Origin of the sequence: Novipirellula rosea (genome assembly GCF_039541335.1) — a bacterium.
GTDB lineage: Bacteria > Planctomycetota > Planctomycetia > Pirellulales > Pirellulaceae > Novipirellula > Novipirellula rosea.
On the sequence record NZ_BAABGA010000017.1, the window covers coordinates 185,649 to 203,124 of the forward strand.

Sequence of the window (17,476 nt, forward strand, 5' to 3'; positions counted from 1 at the left end):
TCAGTCTTTGCTTTCATGTGGGAGAAAAGGGTTTGTCGGCTGTCGAAACAGCGACGACAAAGCAGTTGGTCCCAGCGATTGCTTAGCGTCGGGTGCTTAGCGCCGAGTGCTTTTTGCCGACAATCCGACTTGCTGGACACCACTGCTGCGAACCGCGTGCAGCACTTCGGCCACTTGTTGAAAAGAGCTTTCGCCATCGCCGCGGACCGCGACTTTCAGTGCCGGATAATTCGCATGTTGATTGCGAAGGGTCTCCGACAACTGCGCAATCGTGACCGGCGTTTCGTCGAGCGTCAGTGAACCATCATTGGCCACCACAACGACCCGCTCGTCAGGCACCCGCGTCATCGACCGCAGATCGCCCACCGAAGGAACATTTACATTAATTCGGCTTTCTGCCTCGCTAAATTTACTGCCGACCATAAAAAAGATGATCAGCAAAAAGACGACATCGATCATCGGCGTCAAATTGATCGTCGCATCTTCTGCTCGCTCGCGTCGAATTGCCATAATTTCACTCGATAAAACGTTCTTTCATCACCCCGTAGGATAGGCTTCCAGCCCGTCATCTTCGCCGTGGGATAGGCTTCCAGCCTGTTAACTTTTGCGTGCTGCGTTTCAGCTTGATTCTGGGTAGCGGAACTCGTCAAGAGTTTCGGAATGTCCGTCAAATTCAACGAAAGTCTTGACGACTTCCGCTACGGCCAACCCAAATTTTAAGCCTATACATGTGCCCCCCCAAAAAAGACAAACTCCTACTACGCTGCACGTCGTTTGCGTTGTGGACGTGCGTTGCCGGAGTTCTCGAGTCCCTCGGCCGAAATACAATCGACCACGCGTTGGCACAACTTGTCGATCTCGCCTAAGTACCGATCACTTTTGCTGCTGAAATACATGTACGCCAAATAAGCCGGAATGGCGACCATCAATCCACCCGCGGTGGTCATCAGTGCGGTACTGATTCCAGACGCCAGCATCTCCGGACGGCCGATCGATTCTTGCGAACTGATCGTCTCGAACGCTTCGATCATCCCCAGTACGGTGCCCAGCAAACCTAGCAGCGGAGCGACATTACTGATCGCGTGAAACACACGGACAAAGCGCCGCAGTCCATCGGCAACTCGATCGCCCGCGTCCATCACCGCTTGTTCAATTTCGAACATCGGACGTCCCCAACGACGCACTGCCGCCTGGAACACCTCGGCCACCGGACAATCAAACTCTTCGCAGATCTCGGTCGCCTCTTCGTAACTCAGTTGGCCATCTTCGACACACTCGGTAAAGCGGCGAACAAACGGACGCGGGATCACACGACCGCGACGCAGTGCGACCAAACGTTCAAGCGACAACGCAAACACGACCAACGAACAAAACGCCAATGGCAGCATTAACCAGCCGCCTTCGGCGAACTTGCCAAAAATACCTGGCAATTTCCAACCCGCACCCTCGGCTGCTTCGGCTTCCGCATCCGCTAATTCGGGCACTGCCACCGCATCGGCGGATTGTTGTGCCGACGGGATCGCGGTCGACGCGGGGATCGTGGGAATTCCGCTGTTGAATTGAGCCGGCGCAGGCTGGAAGTTGCTTTGCCCGTAGCCGTTTTGCTGAAAATTCTGCTGTGGATATTGAGCGGTCGCCAATTCCAAATGAGACATCCACCACAGCGAACCGACCCCCAACACAATCAGAGGGGCGACGCGCGACACCAATCCAGCGACGTGCGTCGGGTGTCGTTCACGCACTCGCAGCGAGGTCCGACTGGGGTGCGATGATAGCGGGGTAGGATGGTTGGGCTTGCGATCGCTCATCGTCGTAACGTTTTGTTCGGTGTGTTCGATGGTGACCCGGGTTTGGTCGGCGTCGTACCGTCACTCGGCGACAACGCGGCAAGCCGACGACTGGCTAAAACAGCAAACTCGCTATCCCCATGTCGGCTTACTAGAGTCGAATAACAAACCGCAGCGTCCCGTGTCCTCCCCAATTGTTCAAAAGATTTCCCGGCCTGGACCAACGAAGCCACCACCCAAGTGCCCTCGGGATCGATTCCCGCGACCCCACGATAGGCTTCGATGGCTTCCACATACTTCTGTTGCAAGTAGTATGTTTCGCCGATCATCCACTGCGCCCGTCCTCGCAGCGATGCGTCGACCTGGCTGCTGCGAACGACCGATTCCAAATCGCTTCTCGCTTCATCAAATCGCAACCGACGAATGCCAAGCTCGGCCGACAACATCGCGACCAACGCCGCTCGATAGCGATCGTCACCGGCCGCTTTGGTCGCGGCATCGACTCGCCGAGTCGCCCGATCCACTTCGCCGATCGACACTTCGGTTTCAGCACAACGCAGCAGCGTGGCAAAATCGTCTGCCGCGAGTTCGTCGACCACGTGGCACCACCAACTGTGCGCTTCGGTTCGGCGCCCGGTCTGCATCAACGCTTCGGCAAACAATCGTTCCATCGTGATCGTGCGAGTCGGATCGTTTTGGGCGGGCGAGGTCGATTGCGATGCCAACGCCAGCATCGACCAACGCTCGTTGCGTCCCGCCCAACGGCAGGCCGATTCGCGTGATTTCGCTTGAATTGTTAATGGATTTGGCGGCGACAACATAAACATCGCCAATCGTTCCGCGTCTGCGGCGACCGGCAATTGACTCAGCAAATCCGCAGTGGTTTGGCCCGTTTGGTCGATCTGACCGAGTCGCGTGACCAATCGATCCCACGCGTGGGAATCCCCCTGAGCTGCCGCGATCCGGATCGCGATCGCGGTCATCGCGGGCGTCAATTGGTTGAAATCACGCTGGAGGACCAATTTCCGCAACCGCTCGGGGATTTCATCGATCTCGACCGCGCCAAATTGGTTCAACACGTCTCTGGCGGCATCCGAATCGGGCCATCGATTGAACAATTCGCTTATCATCGCCTCGGCCTCTTCGTCCCGGCCGACTTGTTTCAGACACGCAATTCCGGCTTGAGCGGCTCGGGCGGCGTCTTGATGCTGAGGAAACGCTTTCAGGAACGCGATCATCCGATCCGCCGCCTCCTCCGTCCGCTGGCCCGACATCGCCACTGCCCACGCGGCCCCCAACATCGCTGTGGGCTTCTGGACCAGATCGGCGTTTTCGGCAGCAAGGCTGTACGCGGTTTCCGCTGTGGTGAGGTCTCGCTTGGTCAACGAATCGCGACCAATCCGCAAGCAAAGGTCGACCGCCAGCGGTGTTTGCTCTGCCGTGATTCCCGATTCGGCCGCGAGCGCGTTCTGTAGCGTTTCCGTGGCCACATCTAACTGCCCCGCATGCACAAACAACGACGCCGCAGCCAGCCGCACCAAAACTACTGTCGCCGGTGGCAACGTCTTGCTCGCAGGCCGCTGGAGTGCTGAATTCGCGCGGGTAAAAAACTCAGTCGCCCTCGTCGTGTCACCGGCGTTCTGGAATGCCCGGCCGATTTGAGCCAGGGGAAGCGTCAGGTCGATGTCGCTCGCCGGCTGCTTTGCAAGTAATTGATCGAGTTTTCTCGCCATTTCCGCAGCATCGGCAAGATCTCCTGCAGCGATATGCTGTTGGATTAATGCGTACTCTTGCTGGGGGGCACGCTGACTCGACTCCGCGTCGCCCGTCTTATCGACCGGTGTCGATAGAGTGTCCCCCGCCGTAGCAGCAGAAATACTCCCCTGCTGCGCGATCCCCACGCAAGGACTACACAGAAACACGCCGATAGCGATGACGATCACCTTGGTGATCCTCGGCAGGGGGAATCGGGGCGGCCAATCCATTGGCAAGTCAGAAATTCCTTAACTGATGGCATCCATGTCGATTGATTTCTCTACATCTTCTCAAATACCCCAAATTGCGAATTTACCGCAATCCCGTATTTATGGGGCCTTTTGTTGGATGGCGGGGACAAAACCTTGAAAAACAGAGCTAGGCTCGCGGGGTTCTTTCATCTACTCTGTAATATGCGGTAAATAAGCGGTATTTCGTATTTCCGGTCCGTGTTCTTTGGCCCCATCCTTCTGATCCCGAGCAAAAAACTCTTCGCATGCTGAAAGCACTCGAACTGGCCGGGTTCAAAAGTTTTGCCGATCGGACCCGCTTTGATTTTCCCGATGGGATTACGGTCGTCGTTGGCCCCAACGGCTCGGGCAAATCAAATATCGTCGACGCTATCAAATGGGTTTTGGGATCGCAGAGCGCCAAGAGCCTGCGGGGCAAGGACATGTCCGACGTGATCTTCAAAGGATCACAAACCCGCGGTCCCGCGGCATCGGCCGAAGCGACGATCGTTTTTGATAATGCCGATGGCTCGCTGCCGGTGGACGCCCCGGAAGTCCACGTCACCCGCCGCGTTTATCGCAGCGGCGAAGCCGAATACCTGATCAACAACCAAGCCGTCCGACTCAAAGACGTCAAAGCCCTGATCCGCGGCACTGGCATCGGGATCGACGCCTACAGCTTGATCGAGCAGGGCAAGGTCGACCGCATGCTGCAGGCGAACGCCAAAGATCGCCGGGCGATTTTTGAAGAAGCCGCCGGGATCAGCCGCTTCAAAGCCAAAAAGATCGAGGCGGAACGGCGACTCGTTCGCGTCCAACAAAACCTGACCCGACTGGGCGACATCGTTGACGAAGTCGCCTCGCGGCTCAAATCGCTGCGTAGCCAAGCCAGCAAGGCCGAACGCTATCGCCAAGCATCGGACCGGCTCAAGGAACTGAGAACCCAAGTCGCCTGGACCGATTGGGCCGATTTGTCGAGTGAACTCGAGACGTTTGAACAAGACCTGATCGATGCAGTCGCTCGCCACAGCGAATTGCAAAGCTTGCGCGAATCGATGACCGAGCAGCGACAAGCTGCCGATATGCAATTGCAAACGATTGCCGAGCAAGCTCGCGCGATCGAAGAAAAACGCTCATCGGCCTTGCAGCGGATCGCCGAACTCAATGGACGACGCTCGGCCGATACCGCCGCGATCAAGGACTTGCGATCCAGCGTTGCGAAATCGCTCGTTCGCGTTCGCTTGCTGCAGAACCAAGCGGGCTCGGCCGCCGCGGAACTGCGAAATGCAAACGAGCGACTCGCGCAATACGAATCCGAATTGGCTGCGGTGCAACGGCGCGGCAGCGAAGCCGAGACGCGGCGTGACAAGATCCAAGTCGAAGTCGACGAGGTTCGCAAGAAACGTGATGAGGTTCAACACAAACATCTCGCCAGCGTTCGTCGCGTCGCCGATCTCGAAGCGTCACGCCAACGCAGCGAACAACAAATCGCCGAAGTCAGCCGGTTGCTGGCCAATCTTGGCAAACGAATCGCGACCGCCAAAGCATCCTTGACCGAAGCGGAAAAAGAATCGGGTGTTGCCAAAAACCGAGTCGCATCGCTCGACGAGCAAATTGCGCACGCCGCAAAAGAAGTTGAACTGGCCGACGCCAAACTGCAAGAGAGCCGCCGCACTTTGGCGCGGCGACGCGAAGAAGCGTCGGCACTGAAGGTTCGCCTACAAGGGGTCACCGAACGCTTGAGCGTGCTGTTGGATCTGCACCGCCGGCAAGAAGGTGTCTCCGGAGGCGTCCAGTCGATCCTGCAAGAAATGAGCGGCTCGGACGACCCAATCGCCAAGACGATGCATGGCATTGTCGCGGAGTGTTTTGAAGTCGACACGCATGTCGCGCCACTGATCGATGCTGCGTTGGGACAAAGAGCGCAATACGTCATCGTCAGCGGTGGCAATTTGCAAGAGGCGATTCTGTCGGGCAAATTCAAAATTAACAGCCGTGTCGGTCTGATCCGTCTCGATGAATTACCACGTCGACGCCCCGGCGACCGCATCCGACTCGATGGACTCAAAGGAGTGATCGGGCGAGGCGACCGCATGATCAAATGCGACGCGATGTTCGAACCACTGGCGCGTCACCTACTCAGCAGCACCTGGTTGGTCGATTCGCTGGGAACGGCACTGGGACTGCGAAAACTCAGTGGTGCGGGATTGCGATTTGTCACCGCGACCGGCGAATTACTGGAGACCGATGGCACCGTCGTCGTTGGCCCCGCCAGTATCTCGACCGGCTTGGTGAGCCGACGCAGCCAAATCACGGCTGCCGAACAAGAGATCAAACACTACCAATTCCAATTAAAAGAAACCGAGGCTGAATCCGAGCGATTGGCGTCATTGGTCGATGATCAAGCCGCCGAACTTGGACGCATCGAGCAAAAACATCGCAGCCAGATCACCGAGCGTGCTGCTGCGGTCGCCGATTTGCGTCACGCTCAAGAACGCTACCTTTCGCTCAAAACAGCGCATGACGAACTCGATGCCGAAGTCGTCGCCGCCAACCAGACTCGCACTGCGGCGGACCGTGAATACGCCGCTATGGGCAGCCGCATCGCCAGCGGTCAGCAAGAGATTGAAACGCTCGAGATGGAAGCCGCCGAGATCGACGAAATGCTCTCCGGCGCCCAAACCGAACTGCAATCCGCGACCAGCGAAGTGATGGCGATCTCGGTTGACATCGCTCGCGCCGAACAGAAATACGAGGCACTCTCCACGACGATGCAGCAACAGCGTCGCGACCAAAGTCAACGCGAAGCCGCTGTGGCAGAAGTCCGTGGCCAAGCCGAACAGGGACGCGTGCGGCTCGACGAACTCACCCTGCGAGTGCTCGAAGCGACCAGCCGGTTGGCGACGCTCAGCTGGGAATCGGACGCCAGTACGCATGAGCTTGCGGCGCTGGCCGAGTCGGCTGCGAAAGTTCGTGCCGAGAACCGTCAAATCGTCAAAGCCAGCGAAGACGCAATCAAGCAAACCAGTGTCGCTAGCGAAGCGGTCCACTCGATCACCGCCAAACGAGACAACGCAAAAGTCCGCCGCGATACGTTGGCCGACCGGCTGCTCGAGGACTATGAAATCGACCTTCGCAACTCCGAGCCCCCAGAGGATCTCGAAGCCCCCGAAGATCGCAAAGCGGTCGAAGACGAGATCACCGAACTGCGTGCTCAGCTGCAGCGGACCAGCAGCGTCAACATGGAAGCACTCGAAGAACTTGAGGGACTGCAATCACGCTACGATGAACTGCACGGCCAATATCAAGACTTGACTGCGGCCAAAGATTCGCTGCAACGGATTATCGGTCGCATCAACGCCGACAGCCGCCGCTTGTTCCTCGATACGCTCGAAGCGATTCGTCAAAACTTCCAAAAACTTTATCGCAAGTCGTTCGGTGGGGGGCACGCCGATTTGATTCTTGAAGAGAACGAAGATCCATTGGAAGCGGGTGTCGAGATTGTCGCCACGCCACCTGGGAAACCGAGCTTCAGCAACTCACTGCTTTCCGGTGGTGAAAAAGCGTTGACCGCGGTTGCGCTACTGATGTCGATCTTCCAGTATCGCCCCAGTCCGTTTTGTGTACTGGACGAAGTCGACGCCCCGTTTGACGAAGCGAACATTGGCCGTTTCGTAACGGTATTGAACGAATTCTTGGATCACTCAAAATTCGTCGTGGTCACGCACAGCAAGAAGACGATGACGGCGGCGACCACCCTATACGGCGTCACGATGCAAGAGTCGGGCGTCAGCAAGCAGGTCTCGATCCGCTTCGAAGACGTCAGCGAAGACGGCGAGATCAACGAAGGCGAAGCCGCCTAATCTTACCCATCCTACCAAAAAGGTGTCCGACACCTTTTCCAATGGGGGGTTAAGTGCAGACACGAAAAAAGCCGCGTTTAGGCGGCTCTTGCGTTCCCGTAAGGGAAGAAAAATGGGCGTTGAGGGACTCGAACCCCCGACCCTCTCGGTGTAAACGAGATGCTCTAGCCAACTGAGCTAAACGCCCGTACTTTTGACAAACCGAGGACGGATTGGCTTTCCGTCCTGATAGAACAGACTATCGGCTTAGCAAACGGGTTCGGCGGGAGCGGCGCTCGGCTCGCAGGCGATTGCGACGATTCGTTTCACTTGGCTTTTCATAGTACTCGCGGCGACGCATCTCTTTCTTGATGCCACTGCGCTCAACCAACTTGCGGAATCGACGTACTGCCTCCTGAATGGTTTCCCGGTCTCGAACCACTAACTTTACCATTTTGTCTCCGATTTCATCGCTATCTTTCTAACTCCCCATTTGGCCGAGGAAATGTCAAATACGAAATGTGTGTGTGTTTCTCGCTAGCTTTTGCCAGCCTCACTAGCTTTTGCCAGCCTCACTAGCTTTTGCCAGCCTCACTAGCCTTTGCCAGCGAAGTGCGGAAGTTTACCCGCCTCTTTACCCAGATGGCAATGCCCATCAAGCCAAAAAAATCAGCTTTTTCCTGCCAAATGTTTTGAACAGGTTTCCCACCAGGATCGGCGAGGCAATTTCGGCAGTCTGGGACATGCCCCGCTGGGGGCATCGCTCGAAGTCTTAGTCTATCGGCAAACGACACAGCTTTGAATCGGTGAATCGGGTGTTCCAAGTGAATTTAGTCAGGAATTGACTCGGGGATCGGAATTGGCACGAGGATTCGGTATGCCCGCCGCGAGGATTCGGTATGTCCGCCACGAGGCCTTGCATTCGTTACAGATTGCCTGAACCGAACCGCTGCGGCGTTACGAATTCGCTGATCGTTTCCTGCGGAATAAACGACAAACCTTGCCACGCTTGACCGACGGGAGTAATCGGCACGCGATTCGTGAACACGGCGGCGACTGGCCGATGCTTCGCACTGTCACAGCCAACGCAAATCGTCTTCCTCACGCACTCGCAGCGTGATCAGTGGCTCCGCGTTTGGTTGTGCACTGTGCTTCGCATTCATCCTACGTACCCGTGTGCTTTCGCTATGTCACCGACTCCTACATCCAGCGTCGATACGATGGAACCCGGCCAATTGCTTAACGAACTCGAGCGTCGCCAGGACGAAGTGCTTTTGGAACTCGATGCGTTGGACGCCAAACTGACTGCGGTTTTGCGTGGACTCGGAGTTTCGCTTGACGACGAGATCGATCAAGAATTGGTTTGATCGATGTACCGCAATTGCTGGTACAGCGTTTCGACACGGCTCATTTCGTAGCCTGATGCTTTGGCAGCCCGCAGCGGGTTGCCCAAGATCGCTTCGGCTTCCATCGCTCGTTTGTTGAGGAAGTCCAGCCGCATGCTGCTGTCGTACGGCACCATCTTTCGCGTGTTTTCGAGCGTTTTTTCAATAAACGCTTCCGGAATCTCGACGCCGCATGCGGCCGCCCCAGCGTGAACCTCGCGGATGATCGCTTCGGCCAGTGCAGAGGCGTTTGGATCGTCCATGATTTGTTTCGTCGACGCGTTCAAAATCACCGACAGGCTGTTGAAGGGAATATTCCACATCAGTTTTCGCCAACGCACCAAGGCGAGATCCTCCGAGAACTCGGTTGGAACGCCAGCCGAATTCAAGTCTTCGCAAATCTGATTGCCAATCAAAACCACCTTCGCGTCAATATCCGCTGCGGTGGAACCGGCCTGTGCTGCGGCAGCAGAAAACTGTGATGAGGGACGATATGGGCCAAACACGATTTTGCCAAAATCGATATGCCGGATATGGCCCGGGCCGACCTTGTTGCTGCACAGAAAGCAACAACCGCCAAACACCCTTTGCTCCCCGACGATTGCCGCCGGGTCCGCTTCGACGTTTAGCCCATTCTGCAGCACCAAAACGACGCCGCCATCACGCGTCGGAGCGGGCAGCAGTTCAGCGAGCATGTGGCTTTGCGTCGTTTTCAAGCCAATCAAGCTGACATCACATGGCGGCATCGTCTCGGGCGACGCATGGATGTGAAGATCGCGGAGGTGTATATCCCCCCAGATGCTGTCGACCCTTAGCCCATGTTCGCGGACATGATCAAAGTCGCTGTGTAGCAGAAAGTGGACTTCAAATCCCTGCCGTGCCAACATGGCTCCATAGAGTCCACCGAGGGCACCCGCACCGATGATTGCGTAGCGTTGCTTGTTCATGACGCTACATTAGCGAACCCGACTCGCAATTGGCAATTGCAGGGCCGCACAAGTCACCTCGCTCGCCGAGGCAGTCCCACCTCATTGACGGTTGAAGCGAGAAGATCCGCCGCAAACCCAATCGTGCGTTCCCTACCCCCAACGGGGTTCCGATGCGACCGATAAAAAGCGAGCGAAGCCCGATCGTGGCAGACAATAGGCATGTCTTGCGCTAGAATAGGGCGGTCCGGGGCATGTTCCAATCTCACAAAGAGTCGCATTGATGCTGACAAAGACACTGTTGTTATTGCTGTTGAGCGTGATTCCGGTCCGCGTTTCGACGACCGACGGCAAATCGGTCCAAGGCACTTTCCAGGGCATCGGCTCGGGTGAGCTACAAATTGGGGTGGATGGCGAGACACAGACGTATGGGTTTGACGCACTTTCATCGCTAACACCGGTGACTCCCCCCGATGCAACGGGCCCGACGATGCGAGTGATCTTGGCGGCCGGTTCGGAAGTGGCGGCTCAAGAGTTGTCTCTGACCGATGAAACATTATCGATCCAACCGCGACGTCAAAGTCGACTCGAAGTTCCCGTCAAGCAAGTGCGTGCGATTCGGTTTCGCGGGGCGACGGCGGCGGTGAATCCAGCTTGGTTAGCCAAGCTCGAAGACGAGCGTCGGGGTGACACGATCGCAATCCGGCGTGAGGGCGACATGCTCGATTTTATCGAAGGCGTCATCACCTCGATCTCTGCGGACACCGTTGGATTGGAACTCGATGGCGACGAGATCCAAGCGCCGATCGCAAAACTCGAAGGAGTCATCTTTGGCGGGACCAAGGTGTCGTCCAACCCCGGCGACATCCAGGTCGTCGATAGCTACGGATCTCGCTGGTCGGCTGCGGAGATGTTGCCGAGTCAGGCCGACGCACCGCTGCATCTTAAATTGGCTGGCGGGATCACTCATACGCTTCCCCTGGAACACGTCGAATCCATTCGTTGGACTGGCGGCCTCTCGTTATTAGCGACCGTAAAACCCGCCGTTTCGTCGCACACCGAATATGTGCAATCAAAACTCGACCGCGACATGCTGAATGCCTGGTTCGCCCCGAAGCCCGCCGACGGCCAGGATTTGGTCATGTATGGTCGCTCGACAGTGGAATATCGCATCGACGAAGGTTTTAAAACGTTTGCCGCCGGGGTGCGACGTGACAAGTCGGTGCGAAAAGCGACCGAGACCACGGTGCGAGTCTATGTCGACGAGAAAATGGTCTGGGAGGAATCGATCAACAACAACCAGCCGCTCGGATTTGAATTGCCCGTCGTGGAAGGTCGCCGATTGAAGATCGAAGTGGACCCGGGATCGCAAGGGGATCTGGGCAACACGATTCGAATTCTGCGTCCCCGGTTATTACGATAAGCACATCGACCGCGGTGCCAGAGCAGCAGAAGCGTGGCGGAAACAAATTCTGAAACGGCGAGAGGATTCGATAGTGAGCATGGCTGGAATGACAAAACACTCTGCGACACGGAAACGACAGCGGATTCCCAAACGGCATCTTGGGATGCTCGTTGCCGCGACGTTCATTGGCGCTGCCACGCTGTTTACAACGGGTTCCGTATCGGCGGCCGATGGTCCGTTGACTCTTTCGCCGCTGTTGGCCGAAGCCGAACAAGATCGGATCGAGGCAATCGAGCGAGCGATGCCATCGACGGTTTGTGTATTTGTTCCAGGCGGAGGGGGCGGAGGTAGCGGCGTATTAATTTCTCCCGACGGATATGCACTCACCAACTTTCACGTCTCCAGCCCCGCCGGCAATTACATGCGTTGTGGGCTCAGTGACGGCAATATCTATGATGCGGTCATCGTCGGCATCGACCCGGTGGGGGACCTGGCGCTGATCCGTTTGCTCGGACGTGACGATTTTCCCTATGCGACGCTCGCCGACAGCCAAAAAGCCAACGCCGGTGATTGGTGCATGGTGATCGGCAATCCGTTCCTATTGGCCTCGAATCTTCAGCCCACTGTGACGTGGGGCATCCTGAGCGGTGTGAATCGGTACCAATACCCCTCCGGCACGCTGCTTGAATATGCCGATTGTTTGCAAACCGATGCATCGATCAACCCAGGCAATTCGGGCGGCCCGCTGTATGACGCCGAGGGTCGCTTGCTAGGCATTGTAGGGCGAGCTTCGTTTGAAAAACGAGGCCGAGTCAACGTGGGTGTGGGTTACGCGATCAGTATCAACCAAGCCAAAAACTTCCTCGGCTATTTGCACAGTGGGCGGATCGTTGATCACGCAACGTTAGGCGCAACGGTTGCGACCGATGAAGACGGAGGCGTGCGAGTTTCCAACATTTTGGAATCCAGTGACGCGTACCGACGTGGCCTGCGATATTCGGCCGAGATTATCGAAATTGATGGCCGAGTCGTGCACACTGCCAACGACGTCCAGAACGTGATTGCGACGCTGCCAAGCGGATGGCGAGTCAAGTTGGTCTATCGCTACGAAGGCGATACGGTCGAAACATTGGTGCGATTGATGAGCGTGCATGGGCAAGATGAATTGCTCGAGAAAATGGCCGGAGCGATGCCACCACCGCCACCACGCGAAGCCCCCAAAAAGGATAAAGACGAAGAGAAGCAAGAAGAGGACGACGGAGACGATGCCGGCCCCGAAACCGCCGAGGGGGATGTCCCTGCCGCTGTCTTGGCGGTCTACGAAGAGCGACGTGGGTTTGCAAACTACTTTGCTAACCAACAACAACAAAATGAGTTCATCGAATCGCTCAGAAAACAGTTCCCCAATGGAGATGCCGGTCACACGGTCACATGGTCGATCCAGGGCAAAACGTCCAAGGACGAGAAGGTGTTCATCTATGTTTCGGATGACCGATTGTCGATGGTCGTTGGCGATACGCCGATTGAACCGGTGACGAAATCAGACCTTTACGAAAGCGTCGAGGCAAGATCATTTGCCGGAGCGATTCCAGCACTGGACGCATGGCGGCGGATGCTAGACAAAGGCCCCAAAAAGTTTGGCGAGACGATTTATTGGGGCACGATGCCATTGGCGGGCGAGCGACCGCTTCGTGATTGCGTGGTCGGCAGCGACGGCGAGTTCGAAATTCGCTGGCTGTCGCACCCCGAAAACAAACAAGTCGAATGCATCGAAGTGTTTGCCGATCGTGACGAAGACCCTGCAGAGCTTTGGATCCATCGCGATTCCGACGATGCGGATGCCGCGCCCACACGACTTGAGATTCGTTATGGAGTCGATTCGATATTCGAAATGACGATCGATTCATGGGACGTTCTCGAAAACGAGTCTTCCGACGACGACGACGACAATGCCAAGGACGCAGGCAAGCCAGCACAACAAGGTCAAGCGGAGAAACAAGGTTGATTGATTTCCAATTCGGTCGCGTGATCGCGATCCTAATGCTGGCTTGGTCACCGATATCGTCGGCGTTTGCCGAACCGTCGCTCGAACAGGCTGCCAGCAATGCACAACAGCGTGTCGTCAAGATCTATGGTGCGGGCGGCTTGTCGGGACTCGAGGCCTATCAGAGCGGTTTCCTGGTTTCTCCCGCAGGGCACATTGCAACGGCGTGGAGCTACGTGTTGGACGTCGAACCGACCGTGATCCTGGATGACGGACGCCGGTTTGAAGCCGAGATTGTCGGGTTCGAACCGTCACTTGAGCTGGCGGTCCTTAAAATCGAGGCTTCGAATCTGCCGTTTTTTGAAGTCAGCGGCGATGCGAATGCGCAGTGGGGCGATCCCGTGATCGCGGTCAGCAATTTGTTTGGCATCGCCACCGGCCGCGAACCCGCCAGTGTGATGCAGGGAAGTGTTGCGGCGGTCACGACGCTTGATGCTCGCCGCGGAACGTTCAAGACGCCCTACCGTGGCCAAGTCCTAATCTTGGATCTGGTCGCCAATAATCCTGGGGCGGCCGGTGGCGCCGTGGTCAATGCCGAAGGCAAGTTGGTTGGCATGCTGGGTAAAGAACTACGTGATGCATCAACTGGTGTATGGCTGAACTACGCTTTACCCGCCTCAGCATTTCGTAAAACCATCGGCGACATCATTGCCGGACGCGTCGTTCAGCGGATGGACGACAGCGAGCCCAAGTTGCCCCGCGATCAATCGCATACGCTCGCCACACTTGGCTTGGTGATGGTCCCCGATGTACTCGAGTCGACACCGGCGTATGTGGATCACGTGGTGGCGGACAGCTGGGCTTCGCGAGCTCAGGTGCGAACCGACGATCTGATTCTGTTGCTCAACGGCCGCCGTGTGGAGGGCCAGCGATCACTCCGCAACCTACTTCGCACGATCGATCGTCGCGATCCGGTGGAATTAACGATTCAGCGAAACTCTGAGATCATCCCCATCACACTCCGAGCCAAGTAATTGGCGTACTCCTTTTAGCTTCCTGTTGATCCTATGGCGAACGTGTTGAAAGTGCGAAGCCTTGTTAGCGGTTGGGCGCAAGCCCACCGGTATTGCATGCTAATTTTCTGTGCGAGACCGGACGGCTTGCGCCGTACCGCCAATCATTTGGACAGCAGGAACATCCTGATTCTTTCGCTTTTCATCGCGACCGCGGCTACTGTTGGGATGCGAGCTCCAGAAGCCTTCGCGGCGGACGACCTGCAGTATCGTCAAGCGATGGCTGAAGCGGTTCGTGCGACTGCAAACCATGTTTTGCCATCGGTTGTGGTGGTCGAAGTGGTCGGAGGGACCGGCGGCGCTGAGGGCGAAGTCGAACAAGACGCACCGACCAGCGGGGTGATCGTTGACAAGGACGGCTACGTGCTTGCATCAAGTATCGTGGTGCGGCGGCCTTCGGCCACTATTCTGGTCGTGTTGCCAGACGGATCGCGGCACGCTGCCGAAGTAGTGTCCAAGGACGAGCATCGTGACTTGGTGCTACTGAAAATCAAAACCGATACAGAATTGTCTCCAATTGCGATGCCTGACAAAATCGAAGGTCGCACGGGGCAAACCACCGTGGCTGTCGGACGCTACGGTATCGACGCATCGCCACTGGTCAGCCGTGGCGTGCTCAGCGGCAAAGAGCGACTTGATGGAATCGCGATCCAAGCCGATGCACGCGTGACGGCGTCCTTTTACGGTGGGTTGTTGGTGGATCTGTACGGCAACGCCTTGGGGATTTTGATTCCGGCGGTTGCCGAAGGCGGGGCCGAAGCGGACACCGATTGGTACGACTCGGGGATTGCGTTTGCCATTCCACTGGACGTGGTTAAAAAGAATCTCGATCGCATGCGAGATGGCCAAGACATCAAAAAGGGACTGATTGGAATCGTTTCGAAGAGCAAAGACCCGTACGAGAACCAGACCGAACTTGCCGCGATTCGAGTCCGCTCGCCCGCCGAAACCGCGGGGCTGAAAGCCGGCGACAAGGTGCGTGCCGTCGATGCTCAGAAGGTCCAACGCCATCAAGATGTGCGATTGTTGCTGGGGAAATTTGACGCCGGCGACACCATTTCGATCGAAGTCGATCGCGACGGAAAACGGCTCAGCTTTGATGTCACGCTGACCGATTCGATCCCGCCATTGCAGCCCCAGCGATTAGGAGTGATTGCCGTCAACCAAGCGGGCACAGAAACGCAAGCGGATGAATCGAAAGATGACGATCCAGCGAAACAGGTCTTGGTCCGCGAAGTGATTTCCGGCACCGCAGCCGACGGTAAATTGGAACCCGGCGACATCATCGAAAAGATCGGCGTCGCAAAAGTGGATGACGTCGAGTCGCTTCGCCGTCAAATGATGGCTGCCGAGCCAGGCAAGGCGATTGAATTAGCTGTGCGTCGTGCAGACGAAAACAAAACGATTTCGTTGACTCCCGACTCGATCGACAGCGGCGTCATGACGGCAATCCCCAAAGCATGGAGTGAGGCCGACGCGAAATGGTCGATTAATGAATTGAAGCTACCCGATGCCGCAAATGTCGCGGCAGTTTTGGCGCCAAAAGCCGACGAGTCGCTGAAGCAATTGGGATTGATGGTACTGCTGATGAATCCCGGCGAAGCGGCACCCAAAGAATGGCTCGAATCATGGCGCGAGGTCGCTGAAACGACAGGAGTCGTCGTGTGCGCGGTGGCTGCAGAAGATACCCAACGCTGGCACCCCAAAGAGATTGACGTCATCGGCCGATTTGTCGCTTCGATCCAAAAGACTTCGGCGATCGAACCATTGGCCGTTGCCGTTGCCGCCCCCGGAGCCATTAGTGGAACGAAGGCGGAAGCGGCGGATTCGATGGCGTTGGCGGTGGCGATGTCTGCCAGCCGTACGTTTTACGGAGTCGCAGTGTCGGCGAAAACACGTCCTCCGGCGGTCCGACTGCGAGAAAACGATGCCGAAGCCTCGCTGCAAGTTTTATTGCCGATTGCCCCGCAAGAGGATCCACCATCCTGGGCACCGACGCTTAGAAAATCGGGATACCCTGTGATCCAAGCGGGCGAGGTCGACAAAGAAACGCTGCTCCGCTGGGTACGTTTGCTACAAGCGGTTTAGATCCCCAGCGGTTTAGATCCCCAGTGCCTTGCGCAGCGAATCGGCAACTTTGGGAACGGCGGTGTAGGGCGACTCTTCTTCATACTCAAGGACCACAAATCCTTGATATCCCGCGTCTCGTAGAATCTTGCCGATCCGATCCAGATCGGCAGGGCTTTTTTTCCCCGAGGGTGACTTCATCGTCGTTTTGACTTGAACGTTCACGGCGTAGGGGACGCACTGCGTCAGGTCGGCGTAGGGGTCGTCGGAAATGAAGTTGCCGGTATCTAGATTCATGCCGACCCACGGGTTTTGAACCTGCTGCATGATTGTCAAACATTGCTCGGCTGTCAGCTGACCATGATTTTCGACGCCCAAGAAAATGCCCTTGGACGCTGCATGTTCGGCACACTGTTCAAGCGCCGCGATCGCTTCGGGCATTCGCTCGGGCTGTTCGTCGATCTGCTTTTTTGTGCCGGCGAAAAACCGGATGTGAGGTGCCCCTAGAATCGCGGCGTTGTCGATCCATTTCATTGCATCCTGAATCTGTTGATTCAGCTTCGGGCCTTTACCAACCGTAAAATCATTGCCAATCGCGGTGCCTGAAATCGCAACGCCTTGCTCGAACGCTTTACGTTTTAGTTCGAGAAAGTAATCCGCAGTGGGCAGCGGATCGAAAAAGTAACTTGTCAGTTCAGCGGCATCAAATCCGTGCATCGTGCAGTAGTCGATGAAACCGGCCATATCGATCGCAGGACCATCGTCGGCCGGTTTTTGTGGCCGCTCTTTCATGAACGAAAAATAGCTTCGGAACGAATAGGCGGCTAACGCGAGCTGGAAACGTGGGGGTCCCGAACGAGCAATCGGCTCGCGAGCAACGCTTGCGCTCGAAAGCGATTGACACGCGAGTGCTACGCTGGTTCCGGCAGCCAAAGTGTTCTGAATAAATTGACGTCGCTTCATCATGGTGCACCTGCGTGAATGAACGGAGATCCAGAAAATAGAGAGTTTGAGAAAACGCT

General features: G+C 56.6%; 12 protein-coding genes and 1 tRNA gene. 6 read left to right on the plus strand and 7 right to left on the minus strand.

The window, feature by feature from the left end; translation table 11 throughout:
• Positions 1–96: 96 nt before the first annotated feature.
• The 3 genes from ABD971_RS06235 to ABD971_RS06245 all read right to left on the minus strand — a co-directional run bounded on the left by ABD971_RS06235 (position 97) and on the right by ABD971_RS06245 (position 3,730).
• Positions 97–510: an ExbD/TolR family protein gene (locus tag ABD971_RS06235; protein ID WP_008689706.1), complete on the minus strand. Its 414-nt coding sequence runs from the start codon at positions 508–510 to the stop codon at positions 97–99.
• Positions 511–758: 248 nt separating this feature from the next.
• Positions 759–1,808 (minus strand): MotA/TolQ/ExbB proton channel family protein, encoded by a 1,050-nt coding sequence (locus tag ABD971_RS06240; RefSeq protein WP_345320429.1) that lies wholly within the window; start codon positions 1,806–1,808, stop codon positions 759–761.
• Entirely contained in the window at positions 1,805–3,730 is a 1,926-nt protein-coding gene (locus ABD971_RS06245; RefSeq protein WP_345320431.1) for a tetratricopeptide repeat protein, read from the minus strand. The genes ABD971_RS06240 and ABD971_RS06245 overlap by 4 nt, the downstream gene beginning before the upstream one ends.
• Positions 3,731–4,038: 308 nt before the next feature.
• Here ABD971_RS06245 and smc point away from each other — a divergent pair, with 308 nt between their 5' ends.
• Entirely contained in the window at positions 4,039–7,635 is a 3,597-nt protein-coding gene (smc, locus tag ABD971_RS06250; RefSeq protein ID WP_345320433.1) for a chromosome segregation protein SMC, read from the plus strand.
• Positions 7,636–7,748: 113 nt separating this feature from the next.
• Here smc and ABD971_RS06255 read toward each other — a convergent pair.
• Together ABD971_RS06255 and rpsU are read right to left on the minus strand one after the other, a co-directional pair.
• Positions 7,749–7,822: transfer RNA gene (locus ABD971_RS06255), tRNA-Val, on the minus strand.
• Between the two features lie 51 nt (positions 7,823–7,873).
• Positions 7,874–8,068 (minus strand): 30S ribosomal protein S21, encoded by a 195-nt coding sequence (gene rpsU / locus ABD971_RS06260; RefSeq protein WP_081614312.1) that lies wholly within the window; start codon positions 8,066–8,068, stop codon positions 7,874–7,876.
• Between the two features lie 733 nt (positions 8,069–8,801).
• On the opposite strand from rpsU, the gene ABD971_RS06265 reads away from it, so the two are divergent.
• Entirely contained in the window at positions 8,802–8,981 is a 180-nt protein-coding gene (locus tag ABD971_RS06265; RefSeq protein WP_339941279.1) for a hypothetical protein, read from the plus strand.
• On the opposite strand, the gene ABD971_RS06270 is transcribed toward ABD971_RS06265, so the two are convergent.
• Entirely contained in the window at positions 8,966–9,946 is a 981-nt protein-coding gene (locus tag ABD971_RS06270; protein WP_345320447.1) for a putative 2-dehydropantoate 2-reductase, read from the minus strand. The two genes, ABD971_RS06265 and ABD971_RS06270, sit on opposite strands and share 16 nt — an antisense overlap.
• Positions 9,947–10,208: 262 nt before the next feature.
• Here ABD971_RS06270 and ABD971_RS06275 point away from each other — a divergent pair, with 262 nt between their 5' ends.
• From ABD971_RS06275 to ABD971_RS06290, 4 genes are all read left to right on the plus strand, one after another.
• Positions 10,209–11,348 carry an NPCBM/NEW2 domain-containing protein gene (locus ABD971_RS06275; protein ID WP_345320449.1) on the plus strand — a complete coding sequence of 380 codons (1,140 nt, stop codon included), beginning with the start codon at positions 10,209–10,211 and terminating at the stop codon, positions 11,346–11,348.
• 88 nt (positions 11,349–11,436) lie between these two features.
• Positions 11,437–13,335: a S1C family serine protease gene (locus tag ABD971_RS06280; protein WP_345320451.1), complete on the plus strand. Its 1,899-nt coding sequence runs from the start codon at positions 11,437–11,439 to the stop codon at positions 13,333–13,335.
• A complete protein-coding gene (locus ABD971_RS06285; protein WP_345320452.1) occupies positions 13,332–14,348 on the plus strand; it encodes a S1C family serine protease in 1,017 nt (338 codons plus the stop codon). Before ABD971_RS06280 ends, ABD971_RS06285 begins: the two co-directional genes overlap by 4 nt.
• A 207-nt stretch (positions 14,349–14,555) precedes the next feature.
• Entirely contained in the window at positions 14,556–16,475 is a 1,920-nt protein-coding gene (locus ABD971_RS06290; RefSeq protein WP_345320454.1) for a PDZ domain-containing protein, read from the plus strand.
• A gap of 12 nt (positions 16,476–16,487) precedes the next feature.
• Here the strand turns inward: ABD971_RS06290 and ABD971_RS06295 are convergent, their stop codons facing one another.
• A complete protein-coding gene (locus tag ABD971_RS06295; RefSeq protein WP_345320456.1) occupies positions 16,488–17,417 on the minus strand; it encodes a sugar phosphate isomerase/epimerase family protein in 930 nt (309 codons plus the stop codon).
• Positions 17,418–17,476: the final 59 nt, after the last annotated feature.